The sequence below is a fragment of the Shewanella mangrovisoli genome (assembly GCF_019457635.1).
GTDB lineage: Bacteria > Pseudomonadota > Gammaproteobacteria > Enterobacterales > Shewanellaceae > Shewanella > Shewanella mangrovisoli.
This window is the reverse complement of sequence record NZ_CP080412.1, coordinates 2597727-2611266: the sequence shown is the minus strand read 5'-3', so window position 1 is coordinate 2611266 and position 13540 is coordinate 2597727. Positions and strand designations below refer to the sequence as shown.

Genomic DNA, 13540 nt, shown 5'->3' with positions numbered 1-13540 from the left:
GCGTCGCTCCCATGATGAGAGACGTGTTTAGACATGGGGTTATCCATGTCATTTAGAATCAATAGCGAGAATCTCAATGCAAGACGTGTTACTGCAAGTGCAGGCGGTGAGTAAGAGTTATCACGATGGCGATGTGACCACTCAGGTGTTGTCTGAGGTGGATTTACAGGTATTTAAGGGCGAGCAACTGGCGATTGTCGGTACCTCTGGCTCAGGCAAGAGTACGCTGCTGCATATTATGGGCACCTTGGATAAACCCTCTGCTGGCAAAGTCTTGTTAGCGGGTGAGGATTTATATCAGGTGAGCAGTGCCCGTCAGGCGCAGATCCGCAACCAAGACTTAGGCTTTATCTATCAGTTCCATCATTTATTGCCCGAATTTAGTGCGCTGGAAAACGTGGCTATGCCAGCGTTTATTCAAGGCAGAGACCGCGCTCAGGCGCAGGCCGATGCCAAAATGTTGCTCGAAAGAGTAGGGCTTGGGCACAGAATGAGCCATATTCCCGCCGAGCTTTCGGGCGGCGAGCGTCAACGGGTGGCAATTGCCCGGGCGCTGATCAACAAACCCAAACTCGTACTGGCCGATGAACCGACGGGAAACCTCGATGCCAAGAGCGGCGAGGCGGTCTATGAGCTGATCCGCGAATTAGCCAATCAACTCGGAACGGCGTTTGTGGTGGTGACTCACGATCCTAAATTAGCGGCGCGGATGGACAGACAACTCACCATGAAGAATGGTTATCTGCAAGCTGTTGCGGAACATGCCCAATGAAAGGACCATTAGCCCTCTCCATTGGCTGGCGTTTTTATCGTGCGCGCCAATCCAATAGTTTTATTAGCTTTATCTCCTTTGCATCGACCGCGGGCATTGCGCTAGGGGTTGCAGTACTGATTGTGGTGCTCTCAGCCATGAATGGCTTTGAGCGTGAGTTAGAGCAGCGTCTGTTAGGTGTGATCTCCCAAGCCGATGTGGTTGGTGTGAATGAGCCGATTGCCGACTGGCGCGCGGTTGAGCAAACTGCCATGCAGATTGAAGGCATTACGGCGGCTGCACCTTTTATTCGGATGCAAGGATTAGTGCAAAAGCCCGGTGGTTTTCAGGGGCTTGCCGTTGTAGGAATCGACCCTGAGCAAGAGGCAAAAGTCTCGACCCTCTCGCAATTTATGTCGAAAGAGACTTGGCAAGGCTTGAGCGAGGATGACAATCACATCGTCCTCGGAGAGAGTCTGCTGAAAAAGTTAGGCCTTGAGGTCGGCGATACCCTCGCTTTGTATGTGCAAGATCTTGATCCTGAACATGCTGGCAGTTTACGGGCAGCCAAGAGCCATCGCTTTGTGGTGTCGGGTGTGTACCGTTTAGGCGGCGAGCTTGAGTTAACCACGGCGTATATTCCGATGCGCTATGCGGCGAATATCTTAAATTTACATCAAGGTGTGACCGGTGTTCGCATCAGTGTGGCGCAAGTATTCGATGCGCCAGCGAAAATTCGCGAGCTAGGTTATGCCTTAAACCAGTCTGTCTATATCAGTGATTGGACGCGTACCCAAGGGCATTTATATCAAGATATTCAATTGGTTCGCACCATCATGTATCTCGTGTTGGTATTAGTGATAGGTGTGGCCTGTTTCAATATTGTCTCAACGCTAGTGATGGCGGTGCGGGATAAAGCCAGTGAAATCGCTATTCTGATGACCATGGGCTTAAGCCGTCTTTCAGTGATGGGGATTTTTATGGTGCAAGGCGCGTTAAATGGCCTTGTGGGTTGTGCCCTTGGCGGTGTGATAGGAATTGCGACCGCGATTAATCTCAGTGCTATCGCCCGTGGCATTGAGCAGCTGCTCGGAATTCAACTCCTGTCGGCCGATGTGTATTTTGTGGACTTTCTGCCATCAGAGCTACATATGACGGATGCTGGTTTAGTGATTGCCACGGCGTTTGTGATGAGTCTTATCGCAACCCTGTATCCCGCGTGGAAGGCGAGCCAGATTGGCCCTGCGCAGGCATTGGCGGGTCGATAGAAAGTCTTTAAGCCGACAAGTGCGATTAGCTAAAGCAGAATTGCTAACGCTAAATAACTAAAGCAAAATAACGAAAGCAGAAAACAAAAAGGCCAGTGAATTCACTGGCCTTTTTAATATCCTTTACTGCCTACAGGGCGTGATTAACGCTTTAAACCTTCGTTCAGCAAAGGACGCATGGTTTTCACTAACTCTGTGGTCACTTTCGGTGAACCTGCAACGATGTTGCCAGAGATCAGGTAGTTATGACCACCAGTGAAATCGGTGACTGTGCCACCCGCTTCGCGGCAGATTAAGTCGCCAGCAGCGATATCCCATGGCTTTAAACCGATTTCGAAGAAACCGTCTAAACGGCCTGCAGCCACATAGGCTAAGTCTAATGCGGCAGAACCTGCGCGGCGTAAGTCAGAACACTGACCGAACACTTCGCCAAAGATTGCCATGTAGCTTTCGGTGTGTTGACGGGCTTTGAATGGGAAACCAGTACCGATAATGGTTGGAGCCAGTTCAGTCACATTGGTTACGCGGATACGGAAATCGTTTAATTTGGCGCCTTTACCACGGATAGCGGTAAATAATTCTTCACGAACAGGATCATACACAACGGCAACTTCAGTTTTGCCTTTGTGTTGCAGTGCGATAGAAACCGCGAAGTGGGGAATGCCTCTAACGAAGTTGTTAGTGCCATCCAGAGGATCGACTATCCAAACATAGTCTTTGTTTTCGCCACGGTTTTCGCCTTTCTCTTCACCCACGATAGTGTGATCAGGGTAAGATTTGCGAATTTGATAGGTAATGGCGGCTTCTGCTTCCTTATCTACACTGGTAACAAAATCGTTGACACCTTTAGCACTGACTTCGACTCGGTCAAGTTCAGTGTAAGCGCGCATAATAGTTTGGCCGGCCGCGCGGGCAGCGCGAACAGCAATCGTCAGCATCGGATGCATTGCAATCCCCTGGATGTTAAAGAACGTTAAAAATAGCGGGCGGCATTATACTCGATTTGAATGTTATATCAAATACCGATTTTCATATAAGCATTCACGCACGCCTGTGATAGTATTCGCTCCCTGTGTTTTGTGAATTAAATTAAGTCGTTTCATGCTAAGTAATATTCGTGTGATTTTAGTGGGGACATCGCACCCCGGCAATATTGGCTCGACCGCCAGAGCGATGAAGACCATGGGGTTATCGACCCTGTATCTTGCCGAACCAAGATGTGAAGTGGATGGTCAATCCATTGCCTTGGCCGCCGGTGCATCAGACATTTTAAAGCATCTGGTGAAAGTGGATTCCTTAGAGGAAGCCATCGCCGATTGCAGTTTAGTGATTGCCACCAGTGCCCGCAGTCGTACCTTAGATTGGCCAATGCTCGACCCCCGTGAAGCGGGGCAAAAGTTGGTCAATGAGGGATTAACAGGACCCGTCGCCATTGTCTTTGGCCGTGAAAATCATGGTTTGACCAATGAAGAATTACAGCAATGTACTTATCATGTGGCGATTCCTGCTAACCCTGAATACAGCTCATTGAATTTAGCACAAGCAGTGCAGATCATTTGTTATGAGACGCGTGTGGCACACTTAGCGCAAACAGCGGCGCCGCAAGTGGAGGAAGAATATCCGCTTTCTGCCGATCTTGAGCGTTTCTTTGTGCACTTAGAAAGCACCTTATCATCGACAGGGTTTATTATTAAAAACCACCCCGGCCAAGTGATGACTAAGCTACGTCGTCTGTTTAGCCGTGCTCGTATCGAAAGCCAAGAGATGAACATTCTTCGAGGCATTTTAACCTCGATAGATAAAGTGGTGGGTAACAAACAAAAATAGCCAAAGCACATTTGGCATATAACGCTAATCGCGAAGGATTGAAGCATGGGTGTGATAGCTAGGCTAAAAGAAGACATTGAATCTATATATCACCGTGATCCCGCGGCGCGCAGCGCCTTTGAGATCTTGGTCAACTATCCTGGCATGCACGCCATTTGGCTGCACCGGATAAGCCATAAATTATGGAAGCGTGATTGGCGCTTAATGGCCCGTTGTTTATCGACTTTTTCGCGCTGGTTGACGGGAGTGGAGATCCATCCCGGTGCCACTATTGGCGATCGATTCTTTATCGACCATGGTATGGGCGTAGTGATCGGTGAAACCGCCGAGATTGGCGATGACTGTACTTTGTATCACGGCGTGACGCTCGGCGGCACCACCTGGCAGGCGGGTAAACGCCATCCCACACTGGGCAATAATGTGGTCGTGGGCGCAGGGGCTAAGATTTTAGGTCCTATCACTATGCATGATGGGGCCCGTGTCGGCTCTAACTCTGTGGTGGTGAAAGATGTGCCTAAGGATACGACAGTGGTCGGGATCCCGGGGCGCGTGGTCGCCACACCTTCGCCACAATCGAAAGAGAAGTCTGAGCGTCGCAGCGCCATGGCCAAGAAATATGGCTTCGATGCATATGCAGTGTCTCCCGATAATCCGGACCCCGTCGCGAACGCTATCGGTCAAATGCTAGACCATATGCATTTAATGGATTCAAAAGTGCAGGAATTGTGTCAAGCCATTCAGCGCCTAGGTGGCGATGTCTGCACCGAAAGATTGCCTGAGCTGAATGTGGGTGAGTTTAACGACGCGGAAAAAGCCGCTGCCGATAAGCGCCAGAGTGCGCTCGACGAGTTTGACCCCAGCATTTAATTAAGGTGTTTTGCGCAGGGCGTGTTGATATTAATCCACATGCTTCTGCCACCTATGATTGCCGTTCAATTTCCACTGTGGTTGCGCGGTTTTTGAACAGAGTGTACCTAGGTGGTTAGCTTTCATTCTAAGAGAGTGCGTTAGATCCCGATATGGGGGCGATTAGGATGATTAATTGCCCCTTTAGCATTGAATCTTAGGGCAGAAAAAGGTTAAATACCCCACCAAGATGAAAGGGTATTGGTTCACTGCACGCTTATATACTTGAGTATTTTACTAGGTTTTATACTTGACTGAAATACTCGGGTATGTTGAAATAACCCCATACCTGTTTGGGAGCTATGGTAGTTATGAAACTTACATCTAAAGGTCGTTATGCAGTAACCGCAATGCTCGATGTGGCCATCCACTCGGCTTCGGGACCGGTTCCCTTAGCGGATATCTCTGAAAGACAAGGGATTTCGCTTTCCTATCTGGAACAACTCTTCGCAAAGTTACGTAAGCATGGCCTAGTGGCCAGTGTCCGTGGTCCAGGTGGTGGTTATCGCTTAGGCCTCGAAGCTAATGATATTTCTGTTGGCATGGTGGTCCATGCTGTGGACGAGTCTGTCGATGCGACTCGTTGTCAAGGATTAGGCAATTGCCAGAGTGGAACTCGCTGCTTAACGCACTCGCTCTGGGGCGATTTAAGCAAACAAATTTCAGATTTTTTAGATGGTATCAGTCTTGCTGGCTTAATGCAGAAACGGGATGTGCAGTTTATCTCGCTTAAGCAAGACACTATGCAAAAGGAGCAAAGAGTCAGCTTATAGGCTTTTTGTTATACGATAAAAATTATTTTTGTACGTTGTATGTAGCCTCGGCAGAGACTGCTAAGTACGGAGTGTGTTATGAAGCTTCCTATCTATTTAGATTATGCCGCCACCACGCCTGTTGATCCGCGAGTCGCGGAAAAAATGTTCCAATACATGACGATGGATGGCATCTTCGGTAACCCAGCATCACGTTCTCACCGTTATGGCTGGCAAGCGGAAGAAGCGGTGGATGTGGCACGCAGCCAAGTGGCTGATCTGATCAATGCCGATCACCGTGAAATCGTGTTTACCTCAGGTGCAACCGAATCAAACAACCTGGCGATCAAAGGCGTAGCGCATTTCTACAATAAGAAAGGCAAGCACATCATCACCAGCAAGACTGAACATAAAGCGGTACTCGATACCTGCCGTCAGCTTGAGCGTGAAGGTTTTGAAGTCACTTACTTAGAGCCAGATGCCAACGGTATCATTCCGATGGAACGTTTAGAAGCGGCGATGCGCGACGACACCATTCTTGTCAGCATCATGCATGTGAATAACGAAATCGGTGTGATCCATGATGTGGATGCCATCGGCGAATTATGCCGCTCAAAAGGCATTATCTTCCATATGGATGCTGCACAAAGCGCGGGCAAATTACCTATCGATGTACAAACGACTAAGGTCGACCTGATCTCTATCTCTGGCCACAAAATGTATGGTCCAAAAGGGATTGGTGCGCTGTACGTGCGCCGTAAGCCACGCATTCGCTTAGAAGCCCAAATGCACGGCGGTGGCCATGAGCGTGGTATGCGCAGTGGTACACTGGCGACTCACCAAATCGTCGGTTTAGGTGAAGCGGCTGCTATCGCAAAAGCTGAAATGGCAACGGACAACGCCCGTATCGCTCAGCTGCGTGACAAGTTATGGAATGGCATCAAGCACATCGAAGAGACGTATGTAAACGGCGACATGACTCACCGTGTGAGCGGTAGCCTGAACGTCAGCTTCAACTATGTTGAAGGTGAGTCGCTGATGATGGCATTAAAAGATTTAGCGGTTTCATCGGGTTCTGCCTGTACGTCAGCCAGTCTCGAGCCAAGCTACGTGTTACGTGCGCTCGGTTTAAATGATGAAATGGCGCATAGCTCAATTCGTTTCTCAATCGGTCGTTTTACTACCGAAGAAGAAATCGACCACGCTATCGAAACTATTACACAATCTATTGATAAATTAAGAGAAATGTCTCCATTGTGGGAGATGTTCAAAGATGGCATCGACCTGAATCAGGTTCAATGGGCCCATCATTAATTCGACCGTTTACAATAGATAATTTTGGAGCAGTACCATGGCTTACAGTGAAAAAGTGATAGATCATTATGAGAACCCACGTAACGTAGGTTCTTTCGACAAGAACGATCCTTCGGTCGTGACCGGTATGGTGGGAGCGCCTGCCTGTGGTGACGTGATGAAGTTACAGCTGAAAATCGGTGCAGACGGCATCATCGAAGACGCTAAGTTCAAAACTTACGGTTGTGGCAGCGCGATTGCGTCTAGCTCACTGGTAACCGAGTGGGTAAAAGGCAAGACTATCGAGCAAGCGGCGGCCATCAAAAACACCGATATCGCGGAAGAATTAGCCTTGCCACCAGTGAAAATCCACTGTTCCATTTTGGCAGAAGATGCCATTAAAGCGGCGATCGACGAGTACAAATCGAAACAAGCTAAGTAACATCTGGAGTTAAGATGGCGATTACAATGACCCCAGCGGCAACTGAGCGTGTCAGATCTTTCTTAGCGAATCGAGGCAAGGGCATCGGCCTGCGCCTCGGCTTAAAGACCTCTGGCTGTTCGGGTATGGCGTATGTGCTTGAGTTTGTTGATGCGCTGAATGATGACGATGAAGTGTATGATATTGATGGTGTTAAAATCATTATCGATGCGAAAAGCTTCATCTATCTACAGGGCATTGAGTTGGATTTTGTTAAAGAAGGCCTGAACGAAGGTTTCCAATTTAACAATCCTAACGCAAAAGGTGAGTGCGGTTGCGGTGAGAGTTTCACTGTTTAATTGCCGAATTGACGCATGAATTATTTCGAGCTGTTTAAGTTTTCCCCTGCCTTCGATATTGACACCGCTGTGCTTGCAGAACGCTACCGCGAACTGCAACGGGCGGTGCATCCCGATAAGTTTGCCAACGATACCGAGCAACAACGCTTATTGTCGGTGCAACGCACTGCGCAAGTGAATGACGGTTATCAAACCCTAAAAGATCCTATCCGCCGTGCCGAGCATATGCTGTCGCTACGTGGTATCGATTTAAGCCACGAAACCACCACAGTGAAAGACACTGCATTTTTAATGCAGCAGATGGAATGGCGTGAGGCGTTAGAAGACATTCGCGATAGCGCCGATCCCCAAGAAAGCATTGATGAGTTATACGACTCTTTCGCGGCATACCGGACAAAGTTGACGAAATTGCTCACCGCCCAGCTAAGCAGTGGCAGCGAAGAAGATGCCTTGTTAGCGGCAGATCAAGTACGCAAGCTTAAATTTATGGCAAAATTACACGATGAGCTGACGCGTATCGAAGACGCGCTGCTCGATTAATTTTCCCTATTGCAGTTATTTAGCCGATTCAGACGGGTCTGAGTCGGCGCTACTAAGTTGGATACATATGGCCCTTTTGCAGATTGCAGAGCCCGGACAAAGCGCCGCGCCGCACCAACATAGACTTGCCGTTGGCATCGATTTAGGTACCACTAATTCCCTCGTGGCCGCCGTCCGCAGCGGCGTAACGGCGACCTTACCCGATGAAAATGGCCAGCATTCTTTACCTTCTATCGTTCGTTATACCCAAGATGGCATTGAAGTGGGTCAAGTCGCGGCGTTAAGTTCTGCGCAGGATCCGAAAAACACTATTGTATCGGTCAAGCGCTTTATGGGTCGCAGCCTCACGGATATTCAATCCGGCGAGCAAGTTTTTCCATACCAGTTTGAAGCCAGTGAAAACGGTTTACCGCTGTTTGTCACGCCTCAAGGGCAAGTGAATCCGGTGCAAGTGTCGGCGGAAATTTTACGTCCGCTGGTTGAACGCGCCGAGAAAACCCTCGGTGGCGAACTGCAGGGTGTTGTGATCACAGTGCCTGCGTATTTCGATGATGCGCAGCGTCAAGGGACTAAAGATGCCGCGTCTTTGCTTGGTGTGAAAGTATTGCGCCTACTCAACGAGCCTACCGCGGCGGCAATCGCCTACGGGTTAGATTCAAAGCAAGAAGGCGTGATCGCGATTTACGATCTCGGCGGCGGAACCTTTGATATCTCTATTCTGCGTTTAAATCGTGGCGTCTTTGAAGTGCTGGCCACTGGCGGCGATTCGGCGCTGGGCGGCGATGACTTTGATCATCTGTTGCAGGCTCATATGCAGCAAGTGTGGCAATTAGCTAATATCGATTCACAGCTCAGCCGTCAGTTATTGATTGAAGCGCGCCGCGTGAAAGAAGCATTAACCGATGCGAGTGAAGTCGAAGCGAGCCTGACACTTGCCGATGGCACCGTGCTCAAACAACTGGTGACCAAAGCTGAATTTGATGGATTAATCAGCGCATTAGTGAAGAAAACCATCGCCAGCTGTCGTCGCACCCTACGTGATGCGGGCGTAACGGCTGATGAAGTATTAGAAACTGTGATGGTGGGCGGTTCCACCCGCGTGCCGTTAGTGCGTGAACAGGTTGAAGCCTTTTTTGGTAAGGCGCCATTAACCTCTATCGATCCTGATCGTGTTGTTGCCATTGGCGCGGCGATTCAGGCCGATATTCTGGTCGGTAACAAACCTGAGTCTGAATTATTACTGCTCGATGTGATCCCCTTGTCATTAGGGATTGAAACCATGGGTGGTTTAGTGGAGAAAGTGGTTTCTCGCAACACCACGATCCCAGTCGCCCGCGCCCAAGAGTTTACCACCTTTAAGGATGGTCAAACGGCGATGGCCTTCCATGTGGTGCAGGGCGAGCGTGAGTTAGTCGATGACTGTCGATCACTCGCACGCTTTACGCTTAAAGGTATTCCACCGTTAGCGGCGGGCGCTGCCCATATTCGTGTGACCTTCCAAGTCGATGCCGATGGTCTGCTCAGCGTCACTGCGATGGAGAAATCCACCAGTGTACAATCGAGTATTCAAGTAAAACCTTCGTTTGGTTTATCGGATACCGAGATCGCGACTATGCTCAAGGACTCGATGAAGCATGCTAAAGAAGACATTAGTCGTCGTATGCTGGCCGAGCAGCAAGTCGAGGCGGCGAGGGTACTTGAGTCGTTAAATGCGGCGCTTACAAAAGATGGCGACCTGCTGACAAGCGATGAACGTGAGCAGATTGATGCGGTCATGGCGCAGCTTGCCGAAATTGCCCGTGGTGATGATGCCGATGCGATTAAGCAAGCGATTGAAGTCCTTGATGAACATACTCAGGATTTCGCCGCGAAGCGTATGGACAATTCTATTCGAGTGGCCTTTAAGGGTCAGTCAATTGACAACATATAGGTGATGTGATGCCCCAGTTAGTCTTTCTTCCCCATGCTGAGTTATGTCCCGATGGCGCAGTGTTGGAAGCCAAAGTAGGTGAAACGATTCTCGATGTGGCGCTGCGTAACGGCATCAATATCGAGCATGCCTGTGAAAAATCCTGTGCCTGCACCACATGCCACTGCATCGTGCGTGAAGGCTTTGATGAACTAGAGCCAAGCGATGAGCTTGAAGATGATATGCTCGACAAGGCATGGGGACTCGAGCCTGAGAGCCGCTTGTCCTGCCAAGCAAAAGTTGTCGATAGCGATCTGGTGATTGAAATTCCTAAGTACACTGTGAATATGGTGAGCGAAGGTTAATCAAGCCGATGCGATAATATCGTCAAAAACCAGTCCATGTGACTGGTTTTTGGCTTCTGGCGCCCAGCATTTGCGCAAGCAATAATTGCCATGATTGATTTATCTTAATCCGAGCGTATGATGCGCTCAAAATGAAATGGTTGTCGGAGACCAAAATGAGAATCGCGATCCTATCGCAAGGGCCTGAGCTATATTCCACAAAGCGACTCGTTGAGGCTGCGACATTACGTGGTCACGATGTCCAAGTGATCAACCCGCTCGAATGCTATATGAACATCAATATGCGTCAGTCGAGCATTCATATTGGTGGTCAAGAGTTGCCGCCTTTTGATGCGGTTATCCCGCGTATTGGCGCTTCTATTACTTTTTATGGCTCAGCTGTGCTGCGCCAGTTTGAGATGATGGGCGTGTATGCGCTCAATGATTCTGTCGGCATTTCGCGCTCCCGCGATAAGTTACGTTCGATGCAGTTGATGTCACGCCGTGGTATCGGTCTGCCAATTACTGGTTTTGCCAATAAGCCGAGTGATATTCCTGATCTCATCGACATGGTGGGCGGCGCACCGTTAGTGATCAAATTGCTTGAGGGCACGCAGGGCATTGGGGTGGTGTTAGCCGAAACCCGCAAGGCGGCAGAGAGTGTGATTGAAGCTTTTATGGGATTAAAAGCCAACATCATGGTGCAGGAATACATTAAAGAAGCCAATGGCGCCGACATTCGCTGCTTTGTGCTGGGCGATAAAGTGATTGCGGCGATGAAGCGCCAAGCCATGCCTGGGGAGTTTCGCTCAAACTTACACCGTGGCGGCACCGCAAGTTTAGTTAAATTGACCCCAGAAGAGCGCTCAGTCGCAATTCGTGCGGCCAAAACCATGGGACTCAATGTCGCTGGGGTGGATTTACTGCGCTCAAATCATGGCCCTGTGGTGATGGAAGTGAATTCTTCGCCAGGCCTTGAAGGGATTGAAGGGGCCACCGCAAAAGATGTCGCCGGTGCCATTATTGAGTTTGTTGAAAAGAATGCCCTCAAGGCAAAAAAGCCCACACAAGCGTAGAGTTAAGCCGCTATTAGGCTACACTCAGAAGAGCAAGGTTTAGCTGCAGATGGTACAAGGGGGAGAGGATGTCGTTAAAATGGATTGATTCACTAGATATCGCCTTAGAATTGCTAGAAAAGCATTCCGAGGTTGACCCCCACAAGCTGCATTTTACTCAGTTATATGAGTGGGTGTTGGCTCTCGATGATTTTGACGATGATCCTAAGCATTGCAATGAGCGGATATTGGAAGCCATTCAGCAATGCTGGATTGAAGAGAAGTAATCTTGCCTACTTGGGCATCTTGTCCAAGTGAAAAAGATGTCACGTGAGATTGATCACGTTTCATCTCTCCTAAAATGGGATTTTTGTAGGAGTTTGATCAGTATCAAATTCATTTTAAGTGAATGACGTACCTTGTTATGTATCAGTTAAGTGATTAATCGCTTAATGTTATTTCCGCTACGCAAGGATGTTCACATGAAACTTTTGTTTGCTATGTTATTCACACTGTTACCCGCCTTGGCATGGGCTCATCCTTGTCATGGCGGCGTCGGTTTATTCCACCATCTACTCGATTTAGCCCCTGCAATCATTTTAGTTGCCTTGATTGCGTGGGCGGGTATTTGGGCAAAAAATAGAAAATAACCCCTGAGTCTTTGGCAAATATGCCAATTTAGTTGTGTTGTTATCCTTTCGCCAGTCCTGTGGAAAACATGGACTGGCGTTTTTGTGTGAACAATCCGGTTACAAATCCAGCCAATGTGCGCAATATCTCAGACTTATTTGCTTTAAAGATAGGATTTGGTTTTTAAATTTCGTATAATCCGCGCGAATTTTTTCAAACTTGCTGACAAAGGAAGCTTGTTATGGCGATCGAACGCACATTTTCTATCATTAAGCCTGATGCTGTTGCTAAAAACCACATCGGTGCAATCTACAACCGTTTTGAAACTGCTGGTCTGAAGATCGTTGCAGCTAAAATGTTACACCTGACTAAAGAACAAGCTGAAGGTTTCTATGCTGAGCATAGCGAGCGTGGCTTCTTCGGTGCTCTGGTTGCTTTCATGACTTCTGGCCCAATCATGGTTCAAGTTTTAGAAGGCGAAAACGCTGTTTTAGCTCACCGCGAAATTTTAGGTGCAACTAACCCTGCTCAAGCGGCTCCAGGTACTATCCGTGCCGATTTCGCTGAAAGCATCGACGAAAACGCTGCTCACGGTTCTGACGCTTTAGAATCTGCTGCGCGTGAAATTGCTTACTTCTTCAGTGCTGAAGAACTGTGTCCACGTACTCGTTAATCTGAGTGTGAGACCGAAGAAGGGAGCCTAAGGGCTCCTTTTTTATTGGCGATATTCGACTAAACACGCCTGATACAAGGTTTTTAATGCTAATAACCTGTTCTTTTTATTTAGTTTTTAAAAAATTTTAAAAAACTGCCTTGAAATACGCTTTCCTATCCTTATATCTATTGCAGGACCGCTCGATGAGGATCCCAATCGATTCTGTGCCGCTAGGACAGAAGTTAATTTAGGCGAGACAAATGCGTTTTCAATTGAAAAACGTTCGCCACTTTCCATATTGCTTAAGACAAGGATATGAATATGCGTACTTATGATTTAACTCCTCTTTACCGTAGTGCTATTGGTTTTGATCGTTTAGCCCAGATGGCAGAACACGCTGCCGCGAATAATGGCAACTCAGGTTATCCTCCATATAACATTGAACTCCTTGGCGAAAATCGTTATCGCATTACTATGGCCGTGGCCGGGTTCTCGATGGAAGAGCTTGAGATCAGTAGCGAAGGTGAGAAATTACTGGTGAAAGGCAATAAGGCCGAGAGCCAAACCGAGCGTAAATATCTATACCAAGGTATTGCCGAGCGCGGGTTTGAGCGTACCTTCCAACTGGCGGATTATGTGACCGTATTGGGTGCCAGTTTAGAGAATGGTTTATTGAACATTGATTTAGTGCGTGAAATCCCTGAAGCGTTAAAACCACGCAAGATTGAAATCACTACCTCACGCCTATTAGATGGTCAATCCTAATCCTGCATCGCGCGGATAAAGAAGGGGAGCTTAATGCTCCCCTTATTGTTATCCCACCAATTAAA

General features: G+C 48.4%; 17 protein-coding genes. 16 read left to right on the top strand and 1 reads right to left on the bottom strand.

The features are described from left to right. Positions 1-76: 76 nt before the first annotated feature. Together lolD and lolE are read left to right on the top strand one after the other, a co-directional pair. Positions 77-772 (top strand): lipoprotein-releasing ABC transporter ATP-binding protein LolD, encoded by a 696-nt coding sequence (lolD, locus tag K0H60_RS11415; protein ID WP_220055783.1) that lies wholly within the window; start codon positions 77-79, stop codon positions 770-772. Continuing rightward, entirely contained in the window at positions 769-2019 is a 1251-nt protein-coding gene (gene lolE / locus K0H60_RS11410) for a lipoprotein-releasing ABC transporter permease subunit LolE (protein WP_023265513.1), read from the top strand. The genes lolD and lolE overlap by 4 nt, the downstream gene beginning before the upstream one ends. A 143-nt stretch (positions 2020-2162) precedes the next feature. On the opposite strand, the gene suhB is transcribed toward lolE, so the two are convergent. Then, positions 2163-2966 (bottom strand): inositol-1-monophosphatase, encoded by an 804-nt coding sequence (gene suhB, locus K0H60_RS11405; protein ID WP_011622509.1) that lies wholly within the window; start codon positions 2964-2966, stop codon positions 2163-2165. A 154-nt stretch (positions 2967-3120) separates the two neighbouring features. Between suhB and trmJ the strand changes: the two genes are divergently transcribed. The 14 genes from trmJ to K0H60_RS11335 all read left to right on the top strand — a co-directional run bounded on the left by trmJ (position 3121) and on the right by K0H60_RS11335 (position 13475). Further along, positions 3121-3846 carry a tRNA (cytosine(32)/uridine(32)-2'-O)-methyltransferase TrmJ gene (gene trmJ, locus K0H60_RS11400; RefSeq protein WP_220055782.1) on the top strand — a complete coding sequence of 242 codons (726 nt, stop codon included), beginning with the start codon at positions 3121-3123 and terminating at the stop codon, positions 3844-3846. Positions 3847-3891: 45 nt separating this feature from the next. Beyond that, positions 3892-4713, top strand: a complete 822-nt coding sequence (gene cysE / locus K0H60_RS11395) for a serine O-acetyltransferase (protein ID WP_011626050.1) — start codon at positions 3892-3894, stop codon at positions 4711-4713. A gap of 350 nt (positions 4714-5063) precedes the next feature. After that, a complete protein-coding gene (gene iscR, locus K0H60_RS11390; RefSeq protein WP_006081858.1) occupies positions 5064-5525 on the top strand; it encodes a Fe-S cluster assembly transcriptional regulator IscR in 462 nt (153 codons plus the stop codon). 78 nt (positions 5526-5603) lie between these two features. Beyond that, positions 5604-6818: an IscS subfamily cysteine desulfurase gene (locus K0H60_RS11385; RefSeq protein WP_220053257.1), complete on the top strand. Its 1215-nt coding sequence runs from the start codon at positions 5604-5606 to the stop codon at positions 6816-6818. A 37-nt stretch (positions 6819-6855) separates the two neighbouring features. Further along, positions 6856-7239: a Fe-S cluster assembly scaffold IscU gene (gene iscU, locus K0H60_RS11380; RefSeq protein WP_011072277.1), complete on the top strand. Its 384-nt coding sequence runs from the start codon at positions 6856-6858 to the stop codon at positions 7237-7239. 14 nt (positions 7240-7253) lie between these two features. Continuing rightward, on the top strand, positions 7254-7577 hold the full coding sequence (gene iscA / locus K0H60_RS11375; protein WP_011072278.1) for an iron-sulfur cluster assembly protein IscA: 324 nt from the start codon (positions 7254-7256) through the stop codon (positions 7575-7577). A 15-nt stretch (positions 7578-7592) separates the two neighbouring features. Next, a complete protein-coding gene (gene hscB, locus K0H60_RS11370) occupies positions 7593-8117 on the top strand; it encodes a co-chaperone HscB (RefSeq protein ID WP_023265642.1) in 525 nt (174 codons plus the stop codon). Between the two features lie 67 nt (positions 8118-8184). Next, positions 8185-10047, top strand: coding sequence for a Fe-S protein assembly chaperone HscA (hscA, locus tag K0H60_RS11365; RefSeq protein ID WP_220055781.1), 1863 nt, complete (start codon positions 8185-8187; stop codon positions 10045-10047). Positions 10048-10055: 8 nt separating this feature from the next. After that, positions 10056-10391 carry an ISC system 2Fe-2S type ferredoxin gene (gene fdx / locus K0H60_RS11360; protein ID WP_011622515.1) on the top strand — a complete coding sequence of 112 codons (336 nt, stop codon included), beginning with the start codon at positions 10056-10058 and terminating at the stop codon, positions 10389-10391. 155 nt (positions 10392-10546) lie between these two features. Continuing rightward, positions 10547-11446, top strand: a complete 900-nt coding sequence (gene rimK, locus K0H60_RS11355) for a 30S ribosomal protein S6--L-glutamate ligase (protein ID WP_220055780.1) — start codon at positions 10547-10549, stop codon at positions 11444-11446. Positions 11447-11514: 68 nt separating this feature from the next. Then, positions 11515-11712 (top strand): Fe-S cluster assembly protein IscX, encoded by a 198-nt coding sequence (iscX, locus tag K0H60_RS11350; RefSeq protein ID WP_011622517.1) that lies wholly within the window; start codon positions 11515-11517, stop codon positions 11710-11712. A 195-nt stretch (positions 11713-11907) separates the two neighbouring features. Beyond that, complete coding sequence (locus tag K0H60_RS11345) at positions 11908-12075, top strand: hypothetical protein (protein WP_220055779.1); 168 nt, start codon at positions 11908-11910, stop codon at positions 12073-12075. A 221-nt stretch (positions 12076-12296) separates the two neighbouring features. Further along, positions 12297-12728 carry a nucleoside-diphosphate kinase gene (gene ndk, locus K0H60_RS11340; protein WP_011717218.1) on the top strand — a complete coding sequence of 144 codons (432 nt, stop codon included), beginning with the start codon at positions 12297-12299 and terminating at the stop codon, positions 12726-12728. Positions 12729-13031: 303 nt separating this feature from the next. Further along, complete coding sequence (locus K0H60_RS11335) at positions 13032-13475, top strand: Hsp20 family protein (RefSeq protein WP_011622519.1); 444 nt, start codon at positions 13032-13034, stop codon at positions 13473-13475. The last annotated feature ends 65 nt before the right edge of the window (positions 13476-13540 follow it).

What these genes read in the sequence shown, in the direction of transcription:
- iscA (WP_011072278.1), top strand. Translation starts at nt 7,254, where the DNA reads ATGGCGATTACAATGACCCCAGCGGCAACTGAGCGTGTCAGATCTTTC.
- K0H60_RS11385 (WP_220053257.1), top strand. Translation starts at nt 5,604, where the DNA reads ATGAAGCTTCCTATCTATTTAGATTATGCCGCCACCACGCCTGTTGAT.
- rimK (WP_220055780.1), top strand. Translation starts at nt 10,547, where the DNA reads ATGAGAATCGCGATCCTATCGCAAGGGCCTGAGCTATATTCCACAAAG.
- ndk (WP_011717218.1), top strand. Translation starts at nt 12,297, where the DNA reads ATGGCGATCGAACGCACATTTTCTATCATTAAGCCTGATGCTGTTGCT.
- hscB (WP_023265642.1), top strand. Translation starts at nt 7,593, where the DNA reads ATGAATTATTTCGAGCTGTTTAAGTTTTCCCCTGCCTTCGATATTGAC.
- iscU (WP_011072277.1), top strand. Translation starts at nt 6,856, where the DNA reads ATGGCTTACAGTGAAAAAGTGATAGATCATTATGAGAACCCACGTAAC.
- lolE (WP_023265513.1), top strand. Translation starts at nt 769, where the DNA reads ATGAAAGGACCATTAGCCCTCTCCATTGGCTGGCGTTTTTATCGTGCG.
- suhB (WP_011622509.1), bottom strand. Translation starts at nt 2,966, where the DNA reads ATGCATCCGATGCTGACGATTGCTGTTCGCGCTGCCCGCGCGGCCGGC.
- K0H60_RS11335 (WP_011622519.1), top strand. Translation starts at nt 13,032, where the DNA reads ATGCGTACTTATGATTTAACTCCTCTTTACCGTAGTGCTATTGGTTTT.
- fdx (WP_011622515.1), top strand. Translation starts at nt 10,056, where the DNA reads ATGCCCCAGTTAGTCTTTCTTCCCCATGCTGAGTTATGTCCCGATGGC.
- iscX (WP_011622517.1), top strand. Translation starts at nt 11,515, where the DNA reads ATGTCGTTAAAATGGATTGATTCACTAGATATCGCCTTAGAATTGCTA.
- K0H60_RS11345 (WP_220055779.1), top strand. Translation starts at nt 11,908, where the DNA reads ATGAAACTTTTGTTTGCTATGTTATTCACACTGTTACCCGCCTTGGCA.
- lolD (WP_220055783.1), top strand. Translation starts at nt 77, where the DNA reads ATGCAAGACGTGTTACTGCAAGTGCAGGCGGTGAGTAAGAGTTATCAC.
- hscA (WP_220055781.1), top strand. Translation starts at nt 8,185, where the DNA reads ATGGCCCTTTTGCAGATTGCAGAGCCCGGACAAAGCGCCGCGCCGCAC.
- iscR (WP_006081858.1), top strand. Translation starts at nt 5,064, where the DNA reads ATGAAACTTACATCTAAAGGTCGTTATGCAGTAACCGCAATGCTCGAT.
- cysE (WP_011626050.1), top strand. Translation starts at nt 3,892, where the DNA reads ATGGGTGTGATAGCTAGGCTAAAAGAAGACATTGAATCTATATATCAC.
- trmJ (WP_220055782.1), top strand. Translation starts at nt 3,121, where the DNA reads ATGCTAAGTAATATTCGTGTGATTTTAGTGGGGACATCGCACCCCGGC.